Genomic DNA, 22,401 nt, shown 5'->3' with positions numbered 1-22,401 from the left:
GGTCCCGTTAAATCATTTCTTTGAATTTTATTTCGGCGTGAATGCCATCTTTTTGCGGCAGGCTGATGCTCCAGGGTTTATCTTCCATGGCATACATTCGCGTACTGAATGCGGCTTTATTATTGATATAGAACACCGCCATCGAATTTTGGATCAGCACCTTCAACTCGACTTTCTCGCCCAGTGGAATATCGACCCAGGATTCGGCATTGGCCTGATTAATTGAGGCGAGCGGGGAATTAAAGAAATAGACCTTGCCTTTGCTTTTATTAAACACCACGTTGAGCCGTGCTTCGCCGATGTTGTTATTATTCACGCCGAAGCTCATTGCCATTCCGGCGGTTGGTATCTCCACGCTGGCAGTCAGCACACCGCGTTTCGGTAAGGCCGGATAGATAGCCGAGCGCAGCGGGCCGAACTGCGTCGCGGTCGCCACCTGCTCGGTGCTTTCCAGCGTCCGGGTTCTGCCGCCGTTAGCGTCGATTGCCGCCTGTAGCTCCTGCGGAATAACGCTGTTCAGCTGGCCGCTGGCCCCGGCGGTCAGCTCGTGCCCGACCAGATTCCCCGCCCAGTCAATGTTGCCGCCGTCGCTGTTGCCGCCTTTGGTCGGTATCCAGCCGAAGACAAACAGCCGGTCGTTTTTCATCACCAGCTTCCCGGCGTAAAGCCCGGCACCATCAAATACGTAATTATCCGGCTTATGCCACGGCCCTTCGGGTTTATCCGCCATGCGGTACTGCGTCAGGCGCAGCGGCCACTGATCGCTAAAGCTCAGATACCAGCGTCCGTTGAAATACACCAGCGTCGGGCACTCCAGATTGGAATCCGGGGCAATCGTATCGTTGTCGAAGAAGACCCCGCGATCCTGCCAGATTTTTAAATCCTTTGAACTGTAGCGCGCAATAATCCCGCGCCCGTTGCTGCGGGTGGTGATCAGCATCCAGTATTCTTGTTTTTCCTCCACCCACACCACGTGCGGATCGCGGAAGTCGTTACCGCGATAGTTCGCACCCGGTAGAATCGTATCCTGCGGATGCTTAACCCAGTGAATGCGATCCTGGCTGGTGGCGTGCATGATCGACTCCACCGGGAAAACATTGGCGTTGTGTGCCGTATACCAGGCGTGCCAGGTGTCACCGACCTTAATCATTGAGCCGGTGCCTAATAACAATTCCGGGCTGTCGACGTCATTTACATAAGGAATGACTTCTGAGTGATTCTGATAGTGATATAAATCCGCACTGGAAAGTAAATGAATCGCATGAACGCCTAAATCGCCGCCGCCACGAATATCATTCAAATAAAAGATATTAAATTCACCGTTATCGTAAGCCGGCATCGGATCGCCAACGAACGATCCTTTAATTTTCGGAAAGAAGTCTTCAACGTGGGTGATTTTTTTATTTTCCAGCGTTTCTTTACCCATTTGTGAATAAGCAGGGATATTACCGCCAGCCAGCAGCAGCAGTGCGACCAGCGCCGCAGAGGTTAATTTTTTCATGATTACGTTGCCCGTCAGAAATTATAAACCGCGCCCACAACGGTGAACGGCGTCCAGGAGTAGCCTGCCGTGGTCCAGGCACCGGCCTCTTTGGTGAATTTCGCTTTAAATTCGCCGTACAGGCGCAGCTCATCCACAATCGGGTAGCTGAGAGTGCCGCCAACGTACTGATAGCGGCCATCGTAGAACAGCTCATAGCTGTCGCTGGCGTTGGTGGTTTTCTTCTGGCCGACGCCGACGTACAACGAGGTTAACAGCGGATACCAGTTTTTCCACAACCCGGCGGACACCTTCCATTCACGTTCGATGATATCGCCCCACTGCTCGCGTTCCTGGCGGTTGTAGGAGTAGAACGGGCGCAGATACAGGCCGAGATCCGGGTTTACGCGGTACTGAAGCGCCGGTTCGGTTTCGAAAATCAGTTTCTCCAGATCGCCGTTGCCCGGCTCGGTGCCCTGCGGCTGGAACTCGCCGAAGGCATAGCCCGCAATGCTCCAGCGGTCGGAGAGGCGCAGGTCCTGCCACAGCTTGAAGCGGCTTTTCCAGCGCTTGCCGGCCGATTCCGATCCGCCCATCACTTCCGCGCCGATATTGCCGCGCCAGGTCTCAAAGATATGGCCGACAAACACTTCGTTAATGGTATTGGTGCCGCTGTAGTGCTGATTGCTGAACTGGCCTTTATAGCTGTCTTCGCGAGCGTTGTAGAAACCGAAATACCAGTTCGGCATTTCGTCATGCCGTAAAAAGGCCTGTAGCGTGGCGTATTTAAATTTCCCGCCGTTGTGTTCATTGTTGCTGCGGCGCGCATCATCAATTTCAATCTGCGTGCCGATATTGCCGTGCAGGCCTCCGGCTTCCATATTGCGGCCAACGCTGTTCCAGTGTACCGGCGGTTCGTCCTGGCGCAGGCGCAGTAAACTGACTTCGTTGGATTTGCTAAGTAAGACGCCGCCTTTATCGGGAACGGAGCCTGGCGCTGTGGCTGGTGTTGTTGAGGCTTCTGCTGCTGCCGTGGCCCCGTCAGATGTGGCTGTGGCTGACGCTGCCGCCGCCGTTGCACCGCCAAATGCGGATGTGACAGAGGTTGCTGACGACGTGTTACCTGGTGTCGCCGTTTTTCCATTCGCAGCAACAGCAGATTTAACCGTCGATTTTGGCGTCTCTAAATCTTCATGGAAATAGCTTTGGTAGCCGCCAATATAATTATCGCTATTATCTTTTATTTCATCAGCCATAGCCGGAAGGCTTAACAGCGTCGCCATAAATAACATGCTGTTTCTGCCGTTAACCATCCTGCCCGGCTTTATTACCCTATAACGGTGGAGAGAAGAGGTTATTGCTTTCATTTTATTATCCTCGTCATTCAGAGCACAACGATGCCTACCTGAGAAAGGCATTAATTCAGTAAAGGGTGGCCGCAATACGGAATGTACTGCGGCTAAGGTAAGATTATTTATCCAGCGACCAGTATCCCCCCTCTTTTAATACCGCGCTGCCGTTATTGGCGAACAGCAGCAGATCGCGCTGGTCAGCACGCGGATAAATGCGGCTGCTCAGACAGGCTTCGCCGTCGTTGACGAATACTTCGACGGAGGAGCTATCGATAAACAGGCGCAGGGAGAGAATGCCGCCGGTCGGAAGCGCGATACTGCGGCTGCCCTCAACGCCGAATTCCGGGTAGCGGCGATCCAGTACCAGCCGCTGCGCCTGGTTATCCACGTAAATGCGCAGCCCGTCACCCAGCGCAATACCGTATTCTTCCGCCGCTGCCGGATGCTGTTCCCATTTGAGTTCAACTTCCACCGCCTCGGCATTCGCCAGTACCGGCACTTTCTGGTTTTTCAGGTGCTGCACCGGAATCGGATAGTGGCTGCCGCGCAGGGCGGTCACTTCCGCTGCGGGCTTCATCAGCAGGCGATTATCGTCGCTGAGGCTGACCTCACGCGGCAGGGAGAGCATCCCGGACCAGCCGTCCTGCTGCTCCGGCATCGGTGATTCCCACATCGCCAGCCAGGCGATCACAATCCGGCGACCGTCCGGGGTGAGGAAGCTCTGCGGGGCATAAAAATCGTGGCCGTGGTCCATTTCTACAAAACCACCGTCGCGCACAAACGGCTGCCCCGGCTGCCAGTCGCCCAGCAGGTAGCCGCTCTGGAACAGGTTACGATTGTGATAGCCGTCGGCGGCGATGCCCTGCGGTGAAAACATCAGCACGCGCCTGCCGTTGAGGGTGAAGACGTCCGGGCACTCCCACATATAGCCCATGCCCGCTTCCGCTTCATCGAAGATGCCTTCATCGTGCCACTGGTGCAGATCGGCGGAGCGATACAGTCGCACCTGGCCGGTGTCACCCACCCGGGAGCCGACGATCATGAGCCAGTCATCTCCCTCGCGCCACACCTTCGGATCGCGGAAGTGATGCAGCCCCGGCGGGGTATCGATCACCATGCCGTGGCGTTCAAAGTGAATGCCGTCACGGCTGGTGGCCAGGCACTGCACCTGGTAGAGGTTGTCGTCGCTGCCCGCATCGCCGATAAAACGGTGCCCGGTATAAATCAGTGCCAGCGTATCGCCGTTGACCACTGCAGAGCCGGAGAAGCAGCCGTCTTTATCGTCCGGGCCTTCGGGAGCCAGCGCCACCGGCAGGTGTTCCCAGTGAACCAGGTCTTTACTGCGTGCGTGCCCCCAGTGCATCGGTCCCCACTGCGTGGAGTACGGATGGTGCTGATAAAACGCGTGATACCAGCCGTCAAACCACACCAGACCATTTGGATCGTTGATCCACCCGGCGCGCGGAGCCAGGTGATAGCGCGGATACCAGCGCGTATTCACCTCAGCCTGTGCTGTTTCGAGTGTCTGTTCCGCTTGTTCTAACATTGACGTCATAATGTTTACTCTTGCTGAATTAAACCGCATTGGGCTGCGGAAAAGAGTGCTCTGTCGGCGTGCCGTTGGAGCGTAAAAGGAAGATGGAGATAAAGGTGGTGCAGAACACCATGATGCCCATGATCAGATACGACTGCGCGAAGCCGAACTTCTCGTAGCTGAATCCGGCCAGCGGCGACAGCACGGTGCCGATTACCGAACTGGTGCAGGCAAAGCCCACCAGGTAGAGGGTGGAGGACAAACGCTTATCAAAATTCAGGCTGTTGTATTTGAAGATCGACACCAGCAGCACCGGCAGCTCCACCGCGTGCAGCAGCTTGGTGATGGAGATCAGCAACGGCCCTTCCACCAGCCCGGAAGCGACCATACGCAACGCCATCACCATCCCGGCAAAGATCAGGCCGTTCTTGGCGCCGATACGGTTAACCAGCCACGGGGCGCAGAACATGCCCGCCGCTTCAAGAAACACCTGGAACGAATTCAGATAGCCAAACATGGCGTTACCTTCGCGCAGCGTTGGGAACTGCGAGGCGAAGTAGACCGGGAACTGCTGGTCGTAAACGCCGTAAATACAGGTGCCGATCACAAAGAACACCAGTGCCCAGAAGCGCGGCAGCGTCAGCAGGCGCAGCGCATCGTCGAGGGAGATCCTGCTGGCCGGTGCGCCCTGTTCTGACGCCCCCGCCGGGAGGGAAACCTTCAGCCGGGTCAGCAACCAGAAGAACACCAGCCCGGAAACGGAAGCGGCCATAAAGTTCAGATGCGGATTGAGGTTAAACAGCAGACCGGCGAAGAAGGTCGCCACCGCCCAGCCCAGCGAGCCCCACATTCTGGCGCGGCCAAACTCGAAGCCGTCACGCCGCGCGGCGCGTTCGGTGTAGCTTTCCAGTACGCCAATCCCGCCATTGAAGGTCAGGCCGATAAAGAAGCCGCCGAAAATACTGCCGAGCAGAATGTTAATTTTCAGCAGGTAGCCAAACAGCACGTAGGCCGGACCGGAGAGGATCAGCAGCAGGGTAATCAGCCATAGCAGGTTTTTTCTCAGCCCCAGTTTGTCCTGAATAAAGCCGTAACAGACCTGGGCAAACAGCGCAGAAACCGACAGCACCGAGAAGATAATTCCGGTATCTGCGGCCTTCAGGCCGACTTCCTGATGCAGCCAGATCGACAGCAGCGAGCTGGATGAAGACCAGGTCACAAAGAAAAAAAACAAAAGTGCGCTAAGAATCAAATAATTATGAGAGTGTTGTTGTTTCATAACGGCAAAACTCCAGGGAAGGTATGCCGCAAATGGTAACGTTAACCAAATGAACTATTCATGCGGATTACTTTCACTATATGATGTTAATCACACGAGTTAACGTTAACATTGCAGTTATGAGAGCTGGATCAAATTTATGTGCCGATCTGCCCTAAGCCGGTACGCGCGCGCCTGGAATAGCGTAGTATTTTATACATCAACGAGTTAATTCGATTATCGCAGGGATAAAACAATGTCTTCACTAAAGGACGTGGCAAAACTGGCGAACGTCTCCCTGATGACCGTGTCGCGCGCCATCAACACGCCCGAGCGGCTTCGGCCGGAAACGCTGGAACACGTTCAGGCGGCTATTAAGCAGCTGAACTACGTACCCGATCTGTCGGCAAAGAAGGTACGCGGCGCACGCGCCACGCCCAATGCGATCGGCGTGCTGGCGCTGGATACGGTGACCACGCCCTTCTCCGTTGATATTGCGCTGGCGATTGAAGAAACCGCCCGCGCGCACGGCTGGCACAGCTTCGTGATCAATATGTTCGAACACGACAACGTCGATGACATTATGAATCTGCTGCTGTCGCACCGCCCGGCGGGGGTGATCTACACCACCATGGGCCTGCGCCACGTGCAGGTGCCGAAGAAGCTGCTCACCCTGCCCTGCGTGCTGGCCAACTGCGAAAGCAGCAATGCCCCGCTGGCCAGCTTTATTCCCGACGATGAAGAGGGCCAGTACGCGGGTACGCGGGCGCTGCTGGAGGCCGGTTATCGCCAGCCGCTGTGCCTGCATCTGCCCGAGCAGCGCGTGGCCAGCCACCGCCGCCGCAGCGGCCTGGAACGCGCCTGCCGCGAACAGAACATCAACCCGGACGCCTTTACCCATCTGTATATGACCAGCGGCGACGAGCACTACCGCGACATTCCCGGCATGGTGCTGGCGAATATTCAACAGGGGAAACCGCAGTTTGATTCTGTTATCTGCGGCAACGATCGTATCGCTTTTATGGTGTATCAAACCCTGCTCGGCCAGGGCATCCACATCCCGCAGGATGTGGCGGTGCTGGGCTACGACAATATGGTGGGCATCGGCGATCTGTTTTTACCGCCGCTCTCCACCGTGCAGCTGCCGCACTACGATATTGGCCGCCTCAGCGCGCTGCATATCATTAACGGCAACAGCCACTGCGACACGATTAAGGTCAACAGTCCGCTGCTGCTGCGCGACTCGCTGTAATCCTTCTCAAAGGGCGATGAAGCACCGTGCTGTGGCCACATTTGGTGTGCCACGGCACGGTGGCCTACTTCACACGTTCCCAGGGCACCAGCCTTTCCAGAACCAGCACCATGATGATGCCCATCAGCAAACCATTTCCCAGCAGCGGGCGAATCAGCAACGGCACATTCTGTAGATAAGCCGGCGGCAGTGCGATAAGAAACAGTCCGGAGAAAATCGGCAAGGCAATACGGTAGATGTTCCGCGGATTCAGCGAGGTCTGAGAAAGGAAATAGAATGATGACCACAGCAAAGGCAGATAGGAGACCATCATGGCTGCGCTGCTGACCGGCAGAGGAATGGCGTTAAAAAAGCGGATGAGATCGGGCGTCAGCGCCACGATTAAAAACAGTATGCTGCCAATCAGGAAAGACCGTCGGCTTGAATCTCCGGTTTGGGTCAGTAAGCCAATCGAGGAAACAAACGGGCTAAAAGGCACGGTGCCAAGCGGAGCAAACAGCAGGGTAAAGAAACCCGTAGTGATAAAACTGCGGCGATAAATATCCCCCCGCTCCGGCCGGTCAGTATACAGATTATCCGTACCGCGCAGCGCCCCAAAGGTATTGGATGCATTCACAATCCCCAGCAGCACGCAGATAAAAATAATCCCGGAACGAAGATGAAAATCGCCGTGCGGAATAAACAGCCGCCAGCTTACGTCAGTGGGTAATGCCTCCTCGGCACCGTAGAGCAGAGAAAAGATCAACCAGCCAGCAACCACCCCAACCAGCACGGCATAACGCGCGAAACGCTGGGGTAAAAAAACGATACCTGAGACGATCAGCATCACCGTCAGGAAGGCCACCGGCACCGTATGCCAGTGAATGGTGGTGGCCTCGTTAGCCAGCCCAAACGGGATGCCGAGCATGCCCTTGAAAAAGATGCTGACCAGCTGCGCACCCAGTAAAAACATAAACACCACCATCACCGGCGGCGTAAAAAAGCCGGACAGCACGCGGCCAAACCCGGTCAGGCCAATCAGTATGGTCATTGCACCGGCAATGGCGATCCCGATGCAAAAGCTCATTGCAATATCGCCCAGCGGCGTTCCCTGAGACGATTCGGCATAGGTTACGCTCAGAATGGTTGCCCACCACAGCCCTCCCGGCCCTTCCATAATCGCCCGCCGATGGCCAAAGCAGACCTGAGCAATACAGGCCGCCGCCGCCCCGAGGAATGAATATTGCGCGATGAGATAGGTCTCTTCAGGGGAGAGATGAAAAACGGATTTGAGCGTGGGCGGTATCACCACCGTATTACAGAAAATAAAAAAGAACCACTGCAGGCCGGATAACCCGTCATTTCGGGAAAAACATATATTAATCATTGTATTCAACCTGATAGATAAAAAACGACGTCGCTACCTATTTACTATTAGCCACTATTGTTTATGAAAAGGGTCAGTGACTTTAACCAATAAAAGCAGTGCCCGTCTCTGTTGTACGGGCAGATGCGCCCGACACACCAGCAGCGTCGGCAGGCAAAATCTCAGCTCACCGTCCTGCATACCACACCAAAAAGTTACATTATGTTGACTTAAAAGTTGAGTGGGATAGTCAGAATTCACCGGGTCATAGTTAATATTTGTGATCTACAGCGTGATTTCGACAATCAAAAAAAACACAACAACACATTGTTATATTTGATTTTTATTAAAATCAAGCGTATTTACCCCCACCAACTTTCAGTTAATTTTAGTTGATTTTGAAGGGGGTTCGTTGTCAAATCATTCCCATATCGATTACAAAAGTGAACTGACTATGAATGTTGATGAAAACCTGCAGTCCCTTTCAGATTTCAAGGTGAACCTAACGGTGAAAGATCGCGAATTCATGCGCTCCTACTACCGCCTGGCCGACATGGTGGCCGATCTGATTGGGCCACACTGCGAAGTCGTTCTGCACTCTTTTGAAGATCTGGATACGTCCGTGGTGAAGATCGTCAACGGGCACCACACCGGACGCGGCGTCGGCTCGCCCATTACCGACATGGGGCTGAAAATGCTTCGGCAATTTTTGCAGACCGGCGAAGTGAACTCGAAAAGCTATTTTACCCGCAATAAAAATGGGGAGATTCTTAAATCCACCACCTCCGTAGTAGCCGGTGATGGGGACAAACCCATCGGACTGTTCTGCGTGAATATTAATTTATCGGTGCCTTTCCCCGAGCTGATTAAAACGCTGATGCCTGACAGTTCGCCATTATCCGTAGTGATGGAAAACTTCAGTACCAATTCTCAGGATGTGATTTTCCAGTCCACGCAAAAAGCGATAAATGACGTGGATAGCGATGCATCGATTAATAAAAAATTAAGAAATAAGTCGATTGTCTTCCAGCTTTTTGAAAACGGAATTTTTGAATTAAAAGAATCCGCCGGCATTGTTGCAGAGCAGCTCGGTATTTCCCGCCATGCGGTTTACAAATACCTGAGAGAATTTAAGTCCACGCATATCGAAAAGGAGTAATCGAATGAAACAGTCTATTTTCACCAATAAGGCACCGGCAGCGATTGGTCCCTATTCCCAGGGTGTTTCCTATGGCGATCTGGTGTTTACCTCCGGCCAGCTGCCGATCGATCCGGCCACCGCCGCCTTCCCTGAAGGGGGGATTAAAGAGCAAACGCGCCAGTCGCTGTTGAATGTCCAGGCGGTGCTGGAACAGAGCGGCGCATCGTTAAATTCGGTGATTAAAACCACCTGTTTCCTGGCAAACATGGATGATTTCGCAGAATTTAACGCCATTTATACCGACTTTTTCGGTACGGAGAATGCGCCAGCCCGCTCGTGCATTCAGGCCGCAAAATTACCGAAAGATGCCCTGGTCGAAGTCGAAGCGATTGCCCATAAGATCTGAGTTCAGGCTACGTTCCTGAGAGGAATCCGCATGTTGCGCATTACAGAAAACCCGTTCTATAACGGTGAAGCCGATCCGCTTTTTACCGTGGCGATTGCTGAAGAAGCGCATCGCTTCCACGCGAAGATCCCCGGATATGCCGAAACGCCGCTTGTTTCTCTGGATAAGCTGGCAGCAAAGCTGGGGGTGAAGGCGATTTATGTCAAGGACGAGTCCAAACGCTTCGGCCTCAACGCCTTTAAAGTGCTCGGCGGCTCCTATGCACTGGGCAAACTGCTTGCTGAGAAGCTGAATCTCAGCATCGCCGACATTGATTTCAGTAAAGTGTCTCAGCAGCTCCCACAGCCCTTAACCTTTACGACAGCCACCGCCGGAAACCACGGGACAGGCGTGGCGTGGGCGGCCAGAGAGATGGGCCAGAAGGCCGTGGTATTTATGCCAAAAGGCGCTGCTGCTGCCAGCGTAAATCGCATTAAAGGGCTGGGCGCGGAGTGTATTGTCACCGACTGCAACTACGATGATACCGTCCGCCTGGCGTCGAAAACCGCTGAAGAGCAGGGCTGGACGCTGGTGCAGGACACGGCCTGGGAAGGCTATGAGCAGATCCCCACCTGGATCTCGCAGGGCTACACCACAATGGCTGCCGAAGCCGCCGCGCAGCTTCGCGCCCTCGGCGTCGAAGCGCCAACACATATCATGCTACAGGCCGGCGTCGGAGCCATGGCCGGCGGCGTGCTGGGCTTTTTCGCCAGTCTGTATGGTGCGGATCGTTTCTGTTCAATTATTTCCGAACCCGATACCGCGGATTGCCTGTATCAATCTATTTCCTCGGCGAGCGGCGAACGGGTCGCGGTTGGGGGATCGCTGAACTCCATCATGGCCGGTCTGGCCTGCGGTGAAGTCAACCCGGTGACCTGGGGAGTGCTGCGCAACTGCGGTAACGCCTTTGTCAGGGTGAAAGATTCAGTATCGGCAACCGGTATGCGCCTGTTGGGCAATCCGCTGAAGGGCGACCCGCAGATTATCAGCGGTGAATCCGGGGCGATTAATGCCGGTTTGCTATACGCACTGGCCACGTCATCGGATCAAGACGTGCGGCAGGCAAAAGAGCGCCTGGGCATTAATGAACATGCCAGCATTCTTATTTTCAGTACCGAAGGTGATACGAATGAAGATCGCTACCGGGATATTGTCTGGAACGGTGCCTGGCCGCTTTAATTATTACCGATATATATCAAGATAAATATTTATTATCTCATTCAGGCGAGATATCCCTGAGCATGTCTTTATTTTAATGACCGATATAAGAGGAAGATTATTATGCAACTGCAACATAATCACTCGCTCATTCTTGACGGGAAACGGCTTATTTCCCAAATTAACGAACTGGGTGAAACAGGGGCGGATACAATTAACGGCGGCCGCACCCGGGCAGCCTTAACCGATGATGAAAAACGTGGCAGAGATCTGCTGGTCAAGTGGATGAAAGAACTCGACCTTGATATTCAGGTGGACAAGATTGGGAATATCTTCGGCACGCTGCCTGCCACCTCATCCGCTCCGGGCGACGCCAGTCGCCCGCTGATGATCGGTTCGCATATCGATACCGTCGTGAATGCCGGTGCGTTCGACGGCTGCTATGGCGTTCTGGCTGGCCTGGCGGTGGTCAGGGCGTTTCGACAGGCGGGCATCCAGCCCACCCGACCGATTACCGTGGCCGCGTTTACCAATGAAGAAGGCATCCGCTATCAGCCCGATATGATGGGATCGCTGGTTTATGCCGGTGGTGCACCGTTGGCGGCGATTCTGGACACCATCGGCACGGACGGCACGCGCCTGGGTGATGAGCTGGAACGCATTGGCTATGCCGGTGAGATGGAGCCAGGGGCAATTATCCCCCACGAGTATATTGAGCTGCATATTGAGCAGGGGCCGATTCTGGAAGCGGAAGGCATTCAGATTGGTGCCGTCGAGAATTTGCAGGGCATCTCCTGGCAGGAGATTACCATTACCGGCACCGCCAACCATGCGGGCACCACGCCGACACGCCTGCGACATGATGCCGGGTATGCGGCGGCAAGCGTCATCACTTTCCTGCGGGACATTGCAGCAAACGGCACCACGCTGGCGACGATTGGCAGCATGCGTTTTGAGCCGAACGTCATCAATGTTATCCCGCGCCTGGCCCGGTTCACCGTCGACCTGCGCGACCCGGATGAAGCGCGCTTACAAGCCGCTGAGCAGAAGCTGAAAGATTTCCTTGCTGCACTGGCCGAAAAAGAAGGCGTTCAGATCTCCTCAGAGCAGCTCGTTCGCTTCCAGCCGGTCATGTTTGACCAGGGTATCGTTGCGCAGATTATTCAATCCGCTGAAAGCGCTGGCCTGAGCTATCGCCGTATGACCTCCGGTGCCGGGCACGATGCACAGATGATCGCCCGCATCGCCCCTGCGGCGATGATTTTTGTCCCCAGCAAAGACGGCATCAGCCACAACCCGGCGGAATTTACCTCCGAAGAGGAACTGATTCGCGGTGCGAATTTGTTACTGGATGTGGTTAAACACCGGCTGCCTGACTACCAGAACTGATTCATACATTCATCATTTCAACGCTGACTGGAATGATGAATTTAATAAAACACGGAGATAAATATGAGCGATTTAACCGCATTTCATCAACAGCTGACAGCGTGGCGGCACTATCTTCACACTGTTCCTGAAACAGAATTCGATTTGGTAAAAACGCCCGATTTCGTTGCGGAGAAATTGCAGGCAATGGGCATCACCGTCTATCGCGGCATTGGCAAAACCGGTCTGGTTGGCGTGCTGAAAAAAGGCACCAGCGACCGCAGCATCGGTTTGCGCGCGGATATGGATGCACTGGATATTCTTGAAACCAGCACGCACGACTATGTTTCAAAAACCAAAGGAAAAATGCACGCCTGCGGACACGATGGTCATACCGCGACGCTGCTTGGCGCGGCGCAGCTGTTGCAGGAAAACTACGATTTTGACGGCACGGTGTATTTCGTTTTCCAGCCCGATGAAGAACACGGTCACGGTGCGCGAGCGATGATCGCGGATGGGCTGTTCGAGCGATTTCCGATGCAGGAGATCTATGGCGCGCATAATATGCCGGGCATTCCGGTGGGCAAATTTGCCACCTGCGTCGGCGGGATCATGGGCAGTGAAGACAACTTCATCATCCGTATTCGTGGCAAAGGCACCCACGCGGCCAGGCCGCATATGGGTAAAGATCCGATGGTCATCGCGGCGGAGATCATCACCTTTCTGCAAACCATTGTCTCCAGAAATGTGGATCCCTCCCTTTCTGCGGTGATTTCATGCACTGAAATTCATACCGACGGCGTGCGCAACGCGATTCCGGCGAATGTTGAGATCCGAGGCGATACGCGCTCTTACGATCCGGAAGTGCAGGCGCTGCTGGAAAAACGCATGCGGATTATCTGTAATTCAATTTGCGAGATGCACGAAGCGGAATGTGAATTTATCTATACCCATGAATATTCCCCGACGGTCAATCATGCCCGGGAAACCGCGTACGCCGTTGAAGCCGCCAATCAGGTGTTTGGCAGCGAGAATGTGGACCCCAAGACCTTACCGATGATGATCTCCGAAGATTTCGGCGCATTTCTTGAAAAAGTACCCGGTGCGTTTGTCTTTATAGGTAATGGGTGTGAGAAAGACGGCAAAGGTTATTTACCCTTGCATAGCTCATCCTACGATTTCAATGACGACATTCTTATTACGGGAGCAACATTCTTTGCCGAACTGGCAAGCCATCGCCTGTTGAAAAATAGTCAGTAAATTAAAAAATAACATTAAAGATAAAACAGCCTTATCCGATAACTGAAGAAAAACTGAATAATAAAAATAACAGCTATTTCTACACGGCATTTAAATAATGCTGTGGGAATAGCTGCATCATCTTACCAATATTCTGTATGGTCAGTCATAAAATATAAGAGGCTCACTATGGAAATCCTACGTTCAATAAACGCCATTTTCTGGGGGTGGCTGGTCGCCGGTTTGCTGCTGGGAACCGGGGTATTTTTTGCCATCAGGCTGTCATTCCCACAGATTAAATATTTCACAAAAATCTTTAACGCCTTAATTAACAGCCGAAAGTCCGGTGACAAAAAAGGCGTCTCCGGGTTTGGTGCCCTGTGCGCGGCACTAAGCAGCCAGGTGGGAACGGGCAGCCTGGTGGGCGTGGCAACGGCGCTGGCCTCCGGCGGGCCTGGCGCGATTTTCTGGATGTGGATCACCGCCCTGCTGGGGATGGGGATCAGCTTTAGCGAAGCGATACTCGCCATCCTGTTCCGCGAAAGCAACGGTGACGGCACCTATCGCGGCGGACCGGCCTATTACATCTCTAAAGGACTGAATTTTAAACCGCTGGCCATCGCGTTTTCGATCAGCATGATTATCGGCATGGGCTTCTTCTACGCCATGGTTCAGGGCAATTCCGTTATTCTGGCAACGACAGGTATTTTCCACATTCACCCCGCTATTATTGGCCTGATTCTGGTGGCTTTTGTCTCGATTATTATATTTGGCGGCGTGAAGCGTATTAGTGATTTTGCTTCCGTCTTCGTTCCGTTCCTTGCCATCAGCTATATTATTCTTTCCCTGTTTATCATTCTTTCCAATGTCGAAAAACTCCCCGCCGTTATTTCATTAATCATGACCCAGGCGTTTAATTTCGATTCTGCCGCTGGCGGCGCGGCGGGATACACCATCTATCTCGCCTTCCGGTACGGCGTGGCTCGCGGGCTATTTTCAAACGATGCGGGTAACGGCACCACGCCAAGCATGCATGCGACGGCGATTGTCAGCCATCCGGTGACTCAGGGTTTCACCGCCATGTTTGGCACTTTCTTTACCACCATTATCGTCTGTAGCTGTACGGCCTTTACCATTCTGCTGACCGGCGCGCTGGACAGCGGGCAAACGGGTGTCGAACTGACGCAAAGTGCCTTTAGCCTTGGCGTTGGCTCATGGGGGAAAAATATTGTCTTTATCGCCATGCTGATGTTTGGCTTTAAATCGATCATTGCCAATATCTACTATGGCGAAGTGAATCTTCGCTGGCTCACCGGCAATAAAATCCTCCTGCAGGTCTACCGTCTGTTGTGCTGTACTCTGGTCGTCTTCTGCGGAATGATCCCGGTCGCCACAATCTGGGAGCTGGTTGACTTTGCGGCGGCCACGTTAATTATCTTCAATGCCCCTGCCCTGCTCATGCTGTCAAAATATGTCCTTTTCGCCCTGCGGGATTACGTTACGCAGAAGAAAAATGGCGTTGATGACCCCGAGTGGGACTACAGCCTTGATGTGAAAGCCAGGCTGAATAACATGAAGAAAAGCGCATTAGAACGCGAACAGCAAAATTAAAGCAAAGCTCAAAATCCATTAACCCAAAAGATAAACCGCCTGTGGGAGGATTCACTCTCTGCCGCCACAGGCTGACCTGAAAATCAGGACCGATAATGATCGGGCTACCTCAGACAGATTACCGGCCCTGCCCTTCGGCTGAACGCTGTACAACAGTCTACGGCTCCGGGTCGCCATGTAAAGTGACCATCATTAAACCTTCACACCCTACCGCACAGCGTTATCTTTCGCGCAGTAAAATACGCGCAATAAAAAATATTAATCATTAATTTCAAACAGATAATAATTATCTCGCCGTTTTTTGCACATACGTGCAAAGAATTCGCAGAACTGTAACATTGCGCCGATATATTCCTGTCTGACCTTCACTGCCAGGGATAAATCCGTGTCCTACCCAACCGAAATACGCCACCGTCAGGCCGCGTGGCCCAGGTTCCGCCACCGGCTGTCGATTGTCAGCCATGAACCCGCCAACCTGCTGGCGGCCCTCCTTCTGATGCTGTTTAGCTGGATTATTCTTGCCCCGGTGGTGTCGGTGCTGCTGAATGCGGTGCTGGTTCAGAGCGGCGATGAAGGCCGCACCGGAGCGACAGAGGGCACGATGACCGCGTATTACCTGCTGCGCACGCTGACCTCGCGGATGTCCGAGCTGCTGCTGTGGACGCCGATGCTGAATACGCTGGCGGTGGCGCTGAGCACCGTGGTGGGCGCGATGGTGGTGGGTGTTTCGCTGGCGTGGCTGATCAACCGCACCGATATCGCTGGCAGAAAGTGGTTTGCCACCCTGCTGATCGTGCCGTTTATGCTGCCCTCCTGGACCTTTGCGCTGGCGTGGAACACCATTTTCAAAAATCACGCCATCGGCGGGCAGCCGGGCTGGCTGGAGGCGATGGGCATTCAGACGCCGAACTGGATGGCCTACGGTTACTTCCCTATCGTGGTGATTATGGTGCTGCACTACGCCCCGCTGGTGATCCTGATTGTCGGCAACGCTCTGAAGCGCATGGACAGCCAGATGGAAGAGTGCGCCCGCGTGCTCGGTGCCTCTCGCAACGCCATCGCCTTTAAAATCATTATTCCGCTGGTGCGCCCGGCGCTGCTTTCCGCCGCGCTGCTGATTTTTGCCGACTGCATCGGCGAGTTCGCCCTGCCCTATATTCTCGGCCTGCCGGTGCATTTCGATACGCTCTCCACCGGGTTGTATCGCGCTATCGGCACGCGTCAGTCCGGCGTGGCAGCGGTGATTGCCACGGTGATCATGCTGATGGGCATGCTGACTCTGATGCTGGATATGAAAATGCTGCGCGAGGCCAAACGCTTCGTTACCGTTGGCGGCAAAGGCGTGATGGAGCGCCGCCGTAATCTGGGCCGCTGGCGCATCGCCGCCGGGGCAATGCCGCTGCTGTTCGTGCTGCTCGGCGTGGCGATCCCGCTGCTGACCCTGTTCCTGTCGACCATTATGATCCTGCCGGGGCGCTTTACCCCCGACAACTTCACCCTCGCCTACTGGATCGGTCACGATCTGGATACGGTAGCGCTGCGCAGCGGCATTCTGCTGACCCCGGAATTCTGGCACACGGTGGGGAACACCCTGCTGATCGTCGGCTCGGCTTCCGTCGCCTGCGGCGTGCTGGGTTTACTGGTTGGCTACGCGGTGATGCGCTGCCATTTTCGCTGGATGGCCGCCTGCCTGCGCCAGCTCACCTTCCTGCCTTATCTGGTGCCGGGCATCGCCTTTGCCGCCGCGTTCCTGTCGCTGTTTGCGGTAGCCAGAGGCCCGGTTCCGGCGCTGTACGGCACGCCGCTGATTCTGGTGCTGGCGCTGATTGCGGAAAAAATGCCGTACGCCAGCCGCTCCGGCATCGCCGCAATGACCCAGCTGGGTAAAGAAGCCGAAGAAGCGGCGCGCATTGCCGGAGCGGGCTGGTTCGCCCGCATCCGTCGCATTGTGATCCCGATTCAGGCCGCGCCGCTGGCTACCGGCGTGCTGCTGCCGTTTATCTCAGGGATTAAGGGCGTCAGCCTGTTCGTCATCCTCGCCACCCCGGCGACCGACGTGCTGACCACTTATTCGCTGCGCCTGATTGACTACAACTACCAGCAGGCGGCCAACGCCGTGGTGCTGATGATTGCGCTGATTTCATGGGCTGGCACGGTGTTGATCCAAAGGATCACCGGTACTGGTCTGGCTGACGGACTGGAGAAATAAGATGCCGACGATTCATTTAAACAACCTCACCAAAACCTACCCCGGCAGCGATGCACCGGCGGTGAATAACATCAACCTGACGGTAAAAGACGGCGAGTTTATGTGCCTGCTGGGGCCGTCCGGCTGCGGTAAAACCACCATTCTGCGGATGATCGCCGGGATCGAGCACGCCAGCGGCGGCGAGATCCACATCGGCGATAAGATCGTTGATTCCATCTCGCAGGGCACCTGGGTGCCGCCGGAAAAGCGCGGCATCGGCCTGGTGTTTCAGAGCTACGCGCTCTGGCCGCATATGACCGTGGAGCAGAACGTCGATTTTGGCCTGCGCCTGCAAAAAGTGCCAACCCGCGAACGCATCGCCCGCTGCCAGGACGTGATGGAAAAGCTGCGCATTGCCGATTACGCCAAGCGCTATCCGGCACAGCTTTCCGGTGGCCAGCAGCAGCGCGTCGCTCTGGCCCGTATGCTGGCGGTGAACCCCGGCGTCCTGCTGCTGGATGAACCGCTCTCCAACCTTGATGCTACCCTGCGGCTGGAGATGCGTGCCGAGCTGCGTCGCCTGCATGAAACCTTTGGCACAACCATCGTCTTCGTCAGTCACGACCAGTGGGAGGCAATGACCCTCGCCACCACCATTGCGGTGATGAGCGCCGGGCATATGCAGCAGGTCGGCACGCCGGATGAGATCTATGCCACCCCGGCCAACCGCTTTGTCGCCGAGTTTATCGGTACGCCACGGCTAAATATGATCCCGCTGGACCAGCCGGTCAGCCCGCTGGCACAGCATCTTCAGCAGCGTTTTGACCTGCTCGATCGCACCCTGCACTGCGGCATTCGCCCGGAGGAGATTGTGCTTAGCGAAGGGGCTGGCAACAACGGCATTACGATGACCATCGACAACATTATGCCCACCGGTGGCAGTTGGGTGATTGAGCTGGTAGCCGGAGAGGATCGCCTGTTCCACTCCACGCAGCTGCGGCCGCGCTGGCAGGCGCGCCAGCAGGTGCACTGCCAGCTCCCGACTCACTCCCTGCACTTCTTTAACAACAGCGGGATGCGTCACGACGTTTACACACGTTAATTCGTTTTTATCACTTTTAAGGGAACCACCATGAAGCGCAATTTGACCGCCGCCGTTATCGCCAGTGCCCTGCTGGGCAGCACTTTTGCTCAGGCTGAAACGTTCGATCTTCAACAGCTGATCGCCGCCGCAAAGCAGGAACAGCCGATTACCGTGTATGCCTCCACCGGTAAAATCGTCCAGCAGGCAAAAGCCTTCAGCGAGCAGTACGGGTTACAGGCTAACGGCGTTAAAGCCGATGCGCCGCAGATCATTGAAATTATCAGCCGGGAAGCACAGGCGAAAAACGTGCGGGCCGACGTCGCCATCGTTGAGGATGCTCCGGCGGGAATGACACAGCTGCTGAATAAAGGCTATGTGCAGAGCTGGGTGCCGGACGATCTTAAGAGCAGCATCCCCGCGCGCTATCAGGACCCGCTAACCGTGGTGCTGGCCCCGAACGTTTTTGCCTACAATACCGCTCATCACGCCACCTGCCCGGTGACTAACCTCTGGCAATTGACCGAACCGGCATGGCGCGGCCGCGTGGCGATGCAGGACCCGACCAGCAAACCGGCCTATACCGACTGGTTCAGCCAGATGGAAACCCACTACGACCAGCAGGTGCGCGAGGCCTATCAGCAGCAGTTCGGCAAACCGCTGCAAACCGACGAGAAGTCCGCCACCGCGGCCTTTGTGAAGGCGCTGGCGGGCAACGGCGTGCTGCTGACCCACTCCGACAACGATGCCGCCTCCGCCATCGGCGCGCCGGACGGTAAAACCGACTTCGTCGGCCTGGTGTCTACCGCCAAATTTCGCGACAACAAGCAGGGCATGAAGCTGGGCCTGTGCAGCGGCCTGAAGCCGTTTATCGGCTGGAATTACCCGAGCCTCGGCGTGGTGGCCACCGGCAGCAAAAGCCCGAACACCGCGAAGCTGTTTATTCACTATCTGCTGACCGCCGAAGGCATCGCCCCGCAGGGCGTGGACGGCAAAATGTCCACCAATCCGGCGGTGAAACTGCCTGCCGATGAGGCCTCCGGCATCGAAAAATATCGCGGCGAGCTGATGGAGTACCTGACCGCCACGGCGAAAGAAGACTGGAAAAGCCGCCAGGACTGGCAGGATATCTGGAGCCTGAACTACAAAAAATAACGCCCCGCGCAGCGACGGGGCAGTTCCTCTTTCACTCAGAACAGGCAGCATATTTTGACCACGATCGATATTGCACAGCGCGAAGCGGCGCTCAAACGCATTGTTACCGAAGCCGGGGATACCGCCCTGCGCTTCTTCCACTCCCGTAGAGCGGGGGAATACGAACTCAAGGGCCATCAGGACATTCTGACCGAGGCCGATACCTTCGTTGAGGCGATGATTTTACGGGCGATTGGCGACGCCTTCCCCGACGATCTGATCCTCGGCGAAGAGTCCGCCAGCCAGCCCGCCAGCGCGGAGAGCCTGTGGGTGGTCGATCCGATTGACGGCACCGCCAACTTTGCCCGCGGCATCGCCCATTTCTGCGTCTGCATTGCCTGGGTTCACCGGGGTGTAACCGAGCTGGGCGCGATTTATAACCCCTCAAGCCAGGAGCTGTATCTGGCGCGGCGCGGCCACTATGCGCTGAAAAACGACCGGCCGCTGCGCTGCACCGCGGTTAGCGACACGCAGCGTGCCGCCGTCGAACTGGGCTGGTCTGCCCGCCACGGCCAGCGCCGCTATCTGGAGGTGATGAGTTCGATTCTGAATCTCGGCACCAGCGTGCGGCGCGGCGGTTCCGGCGCGCTGGCGCTGGCGTGGGTGGCGGAAGGCCGCACCGATGGCTATGTGGAAATTCATATGAACGCCTGGGACTGCCTGGCAGGGATGCTGCTGGTGCGCGAAGCGGGCGGCCGGATTGGCATCGCGCCACAGACGGCCGAAGGGATTTTCAACGGTCTGCCGGTGCTGGCCGTCGCCCCCGGCATCGCCAGCGAACTGTCCCGTGCGGCGGGAATTCCGCTGGCGGAAGAACCGCAGGCGACGGATGATCACGCCAGCGGATCTGAGGCCGCGCCCGTCGCAGGCACAGCGGTGAATGACGGTGAATCGGTCACCGCCCCGGAATCGACCATCGGACAGGCGACGGATGCCGTTCAACCGGCCGTGCCGCACTATCCCCGCCCGCCGATCAGCCTGATTGTGGAAGACTTCCCCGGCTGGGGAATGGATATCTATATCGGCGGTTCAGCCGGGGTGAGCGATGCCGCGCTGCTGGCTGAGCACGATATCGGCGTGGTGATTAACTGCGCGGTAAACCTTGATATCGACTGGGTAAACACGCCGGAAGCCGGCGCCGCCGCGCATCTGCTTTCACACGGTGCCGGGCCGGTGCGCTACTACAAGCTGGGGCTGATCGACGGCGATGGCAACGCGCCGGAGATGCTGCACGCGGGCTATCAACTGATGCGCTCTGCGCTGCTGCAACAGATCCCGGATAAAGCCTCCTACCGCAATCGCCGACGTGGCAACATCCTGGTCAACTGCCGCGGAGGCCGCAGCCGCTCGGTGTCGTTAGTGGCGCTGTTTATGCACCTGGAGTGCCCGGAGCGCTTCCCGACGCTTGATGCCGCGATTGCGTTAATCCGCGACCGCCGCCAGCTCCACCCGGATGAGTGGTTTGAAGCGCCGAAGCCGTCGCTGACCCGGCTGGCGGAGCAGGCCATTGCTCGCGAACGGGCCATCGCCGCAGCGGAACAGCGTAATGAGCGATAGCAGCAAACAGGCCGGATTTGCCAGCGCCACCGAGGTGGCGCGCCTGGCGGGCGTCTCCCGCTCGGCGGTGTCGCGCACCTTTACCCCCGGCAGCAGCGTCTCGGCGGAAACCCGGCGCAAGGTGCTCGCCGCCGCAGAGGCGCTGAACTACCACGTTAACCATCTGGCGCGCGGCCTGTCGAAGGAGGCCAGCCGCCCGGTGTGTATTCTCGGCGGCAATCTGGCCTCGCCGTATCAGTCCAGCCTGCTGGAGCACCTGACCCGCCGCCTGAACCAGGCCGGGCGCGCGGTGATGGTGATCAACACCGACGACGGTGAAGCGAGCGCCAAAGAAGCCCTGCAGCAGACGCTGAACTACCGTTCCACCGCCACCATCGTGCTGTCGGGCAAACCGCCCGGCTCGCTGATTGAGATCTGCCTGCAAAGCGGGCAGCAGGTGATTCTGATTAACCGCATGGGTCAGTATGCCGGTGCGGACACCATCGACATCGACTACAGTTCGACGATGAAGGAGGCTTTTGACCACCTGATCGCCGCCGGATGTCAGCATCTTGCCGTGGTTTCCTCCACCGCACGTTCACCCAGCATGGTGATCCGTGAAACCGGCTTTATGCAGGCCGCTGCCGACGCGGAGGCCGACGTTTCCCTGATCCGCCCAGGCAGTACCAGCTACCAGACCGGCGTCCTCGCCGCTCGTGAGCTGTTAAGCCAGCCAACGCGGCCGGACGGCGTATTCTGCGTCACCGATCTGATCGCCTGCGGCTTTATCGACGCCGCACGCCATGAATTTGGCCTGCGCATCCCGGACGATCTCTGCGTGATTGGCTTCGATGATATCGAACAGGCCAGCTGGCTGGGCTATCGGCTCACCACCTTCTCGCAGCCGCTGGCGGAGATGGCGGAAGCAGCCTGCGAGCTGCTGCTTTCCCCGGACGCAGAACGGCCGGGAAGCCGGGTTTTTGATGCGCGTCTGGTTAAGCGAGGAACGCTGCGCTAAAGCGGAATTGAGCGCAAGCGCGATCGGCATCAGCACAGGAAAAATTCAGCGAGTTTTGACTAATAATCCCCCAAAAAGCAGTGAGATTTATCGTATACTGATTGTGCTATAAGAATAAATTCACCTCGCTGAACGTCCACCGCCCTCGAAGCCGTTGGTTACCGCACAGCACCCCGCCCACGCGCGGGGTTTTTGTATTAC

Annotated in this window: 17 protein-coding genes; 12 read left to right on the top strand and 5 right to left on the bottom strand. The window is 56.1% G+C overall.

Annotated features, from left to right (window positions below):
• Positions 1 to 7: 7 nt before the first annotated feature.
• From OMR58_RS02460 to OMR58_RS02445, 4 genes are all read right to left on the bottom strand, one after another.
• Positions 8 to 1,501, bottom strand: a complete 1,494-nt coding sequence (locus OMR58_RS02460) for a glycoside hydrolase family 32 protein (RefSeq protein WP_264545201.1) — start codon at positions 1,499 to 1,501, stop codon at positions 8 to 10.
• A gap of 14 nt (positions 1,502 to 1,515) precedes the next feature.
• Positions 1,516 to 2,763: an OmpG porin family protein gene (locus OMR58_RS02455; protein ID WP_264545200.1), complete on the bottom strand. Its 1,248-nt coding sequence runs from the start codon at positions 2,761 to 2,763 to the stop codon at positions 1,516 to 1,518.
• Positions 2,764 to 2,950: 187 nt separating this feature from the next.
• Positions 2,951 to 4,387: a glycoside hydrolase family 32 protein gene (locus tag OMR58_RS02450; RefSeq protein ID WP_264545199.1), complete on the bottom strand. Its 1,437-nt coding sequence runs from the start codon at positions 4,385 to 4,387 to the stop codon at positions 2,951 to 2,953.
• 19 nt (positions 4,388 to 4,406) lie between these two features.
• Positions 4,407 to 5,645: an MFS transporter gene (locus tag OMR58_RS02445; protein WP_200561760.1), complete on the bottom strand. Its 1,239-nt coding sequence runs from the start codon at positions 5,643 to 5,645 to the stop codon at positions 4,407 to 4,409.
• A gap of 235 nt (positions 5,646 to 5,880) precedes the next feature.
• On the opposite strand from OMR58_RS02445, the gene OMR58_RS02440 reads away from it, so the two are divergent.
• The gene (locus tag OMR58_RS02440; RefSeq protein WP_264545198.1) at positions 5,881 to 6,876 is read left to right on the top strand and encodes a LacI family DNA-binding transcriptional regulator; all 996 of its coding nucleotides are present in this window, start codon (positions 5,881 to 5,883) and stop codon (positions 6,874 to 6,876) included.
• 64 nt (positions 6,877 to 6,940) lie between these two features.
• On the opposite strand, the gene OMR58_RS02435 is transcribed toward OMR58_RS02440, so the two are convergent.
• Positions 6,941 to 8,242, bottom strand: coding sequence for a uracil/xanthine transporter (locus tag OMR58_RS02435; RefSeq protein WP_264545197.1), 1,302 nt, complete (start codon positions 8,240 to 8,242; stop codon positions 6,941 to 6,943).
• A gap of 391 nt (positions 8,243 to 8,633) precedes the next feature.
• Between OMR58_RS02435 and OMR58_RS02430 the strand changes: the two genes are divergently transcribed.
• The 11 genes from OMR58_RS02430 (at position 8,634) to OMR58_RS02380 (ending at position 22,200) form a co-directional block, all read left to right on the top strand.
• The gene (locus OMR58_RS02430) at positions 8,634 to 9,380 is read left to right on the top strand and encodes a helix-turn-helix transcriptional regulator (protein ID WP_234471958.1); all 747 of its coding nucleotides are present in this window, start codon (positions 8,634 to 8,636) and stop codon (positions 9,378 to 9,380) included.
• A 4-nt stretch (positions 9,381 to 9,384) separates the two neighbouring features.
• Positions 9,385 to 9,768, top strand: coding sequence for a RidA family protein (locus OMR58_RS02425; RefSeq protein WP_200561756.1), 384 nt, complete (start codon positions 9,385 to 9,387; stop codon positions 9,766 to 9,768).
• 30 nt (positions 9,769 to 9,798) lie between these two features.
• Positions 9,799 to 10,986: a diaminopropionate ammonia-lyase gene (gene dpaL, locus OMR58_RS02420; protein ID WP_264545196.1), complete on the top strand. Its 1,188-nt coding sequence runs from the start codon at positions 9,799 to 9,801 to the stop codon at positions 10,984 to 10,986.
• Positions 10,987 to 11,088: 102 nt separating this feature from the next.
• Positions 11,089 to 12,354 carry a Zn-dependent hydrolase gene (locus OMR58_RS02415; protein ID WP_264545195.1) on the top strand — a complete coding sequence of 422 codons (1,266 nt, stop codon included), beginning with the start codon at positions 11,089 to 11,091 and terminating at the stop codon, positions 12,352 to 12,354.
• 63 nt (positions 12,355 to 12,417) lie between these two features.
• Positions 12,418 to 13,593 (top strand): M20 aminoacylase family protein, encoded by a 1,176-nt coding sequence (locus tag OMR58_RS02410; RefSeq protein WP_264545194.1) that lies wholly within the window; start codon positions 12,418 to 12,420, stop codon positions 13,591 to 13,593.
• A gap of 168 nt (positions 13,594 to 13,761) precedes the next feature.
• Positions 13,762 to 15,183, top strand: a complete 1,422-nt coding sequence (locus OMR58_RS02405; RefSeq protein WP_264545193.1) for an alanine/glycine:cation symporter family protein — start codon at positions 13,762 to 13,764, stop codon at positions 15,181 to 15,183.
• A 385-nt stretch (positions 15,184 to 15,568) separates the two neighbouring features.
• Positions 15,569 to 17,392, top strand: a complete 1,824-nt coding sequence (locus tag OMR58_RS02400; protein WP_200561746.1) for an ABC transporter permease — start codon at positions 15,569 to 15,571, stop codon at positions 17,390 to 17,392.
• Between the two features lies 1 nt (position 17,393).
• Positions 17,394 to 18,473, top strand: a complete 1,080-nt coding sequence (locus OMR58_RS02395) for an ABC transporter ATP-binding protein (protein WP_200561744.1) — start codon at positions 17,394 to 17,396, stop codon at positions 18,471 to 18,473.
• Between the two features lie 30 nt (positions 18,474 to 18,503).
• Complete coding sequence (locus OMR58_RS02390) at positions 18,504 to 19,607, top strand: ABC transporter substrate-binding protein (RefSeq protein WP_105592256.1); 1,104 nt, start codon at positions 18,504 to 18,506, stop codon at positions 19,605 to 19,607.
• A gap of 54 nt (positions 19,608 to 19,661) precedes the next feature.
• The gene (locus OMR58_RS02385; RefSeq protein WP_264545192.1) at positions 19,662 to 21,203 is read left to right on the top strand and encodes an inositol monophosphatase family protein; all 1,542 of its coding nucleotides are present in this window, start codon (positions 19,662 to 19,664) and stop codon (positions 21,201 to 21,203) included.
• The gene (locus OMR58_RS02380) at positions 21,193 to 22,200 is read left to right on the top strand and encodes a LacI family DNA-binding transcriptional regulator (RefSeq protein WP_264545191.1); all 1,008 of its coding nucleotides are present in this window, start codon (positions 21,193 to 21,195) and stop codon (positions 22,198 to 22,200) included. The genes OMR58_RS02385 and OMR58_RS02380 overlap by 11 nt, the downstream gene beginning before the upstream one ends.
• Positions 22,201 to 22,401: the final 201 nt, after the last annotated feature.

Origin of the sequence: Erwinia sp. INIA01 (assembly GCF_025947915.1) — a bacterium.
GTDB lineage: Bacteria > Pseudomonadota > Gammaproteobacteria > Enterobacterales > Enterobacteriaceae > Erwinia > Erwinia coffeiphila.
The sequence above is the reverse complement of the archived record's forward strand: the minus strand, read 5'-3'. Positions and strand labels throughout refer to the sequence as shown.

Bases quoted from the DNA above. Each gene is read 5' to 3' on its own strand.
- OMR58_RS02435 (WP_264545197.1), bottom strand. From the start codon at position 8,242: ATGATTAATATATGTTTTTCCCGAAATGACGGGTTATCCGGCCTGCAG.
- OMR58_RS02425 (WP_200561756.1), top strand. From the start codon at position 9,385: ATGAAACAGTCTATTTTCACCAATAAGGCACCGGCAGCGATTGGTCCC.
- OMR58_RS02405 (WP_264545193.1), top strand. From the start codon at position 13,762: ATGGAAATCCTACGTTCAATAAACGCCATTTTCTGGGGGTGGCTGGTC.
- OMR58_RS02395 (WP_200561744.1), top strand. From the start codon at position 17,394: ATGCCGACGATTCATTTAAACAACCTCACCAAAACCTACCCCGGCAGC.
- OMR58_RS02380 (WP_264545191.1), top strand. From the start codon at position 21,193: ATGAGCGATAGCAGCAAACAGGCCGGATTTGCCAGCGCCACCGAGGTG.
- OMR58_RS02410 (WP_264545194.1), top strand. From the start codon at position 12,418: ATGAGCGATTTAACCGCATTTCATCAACAGCTGACAGCGTGGCGGCAC.
- OMR58_RS02455 (WP_264545200.1), bottom strand. From the start codon at position 2,763: ATGGCGACGCTGTTAAGCCTTCCGGCTATGGCTGATGAAATAAAAGAT.
- OMR58_RS02445 (WP_200561760.1), bottom strand. From the start codon at position 5,645: ATGAAACAACAACACTCTCATAATTATTTGATTCTTAGCGCACTTTTG.
- OMR58_RS02440 (WP_264545198.1), top strand. From the start codon at position 5,881: ATGTCTTCACTAAAGGACGTGGCAAAACTGGCGAACGTCTCCCTGATG.
- OMR58_RS02460 (WP_264545201.1), bottom strand. From the start codon at position 1,501: ATGAAAAAATTAACCTCTGCGGCGCTGGTCGCACTGCTGCTGCTGGCT.
- OMR58_RS02415 (WP_264545195.1), top strand. From the start codon at position 11,089: ATGCAACTGCAACATAATCACTCGCTCATTCTTGACGGGAAACGGCTT.
- OMR58_RS02450 (WP_264545199.1), bottom strand. From the start codon at position 4,387: ATGACGTCAATGTTAGAACAAGCGGAACAGACACTCGAAACAGCACAG.
- OMR58_RS02390 (WP_105592256.1), top strand. From the start codon at position 18,504: ATGAAGCGCAATTTGACCGCCGCCGTTATCGCCAGTGCCCTGCTGGGC.
- dpaL (WP_264545196.1), top strand. From the start codon at position 9,799: ATGTTGCGCATTACAGAAAACCCGTTCTATAACGGTGAAGCCGATCCG.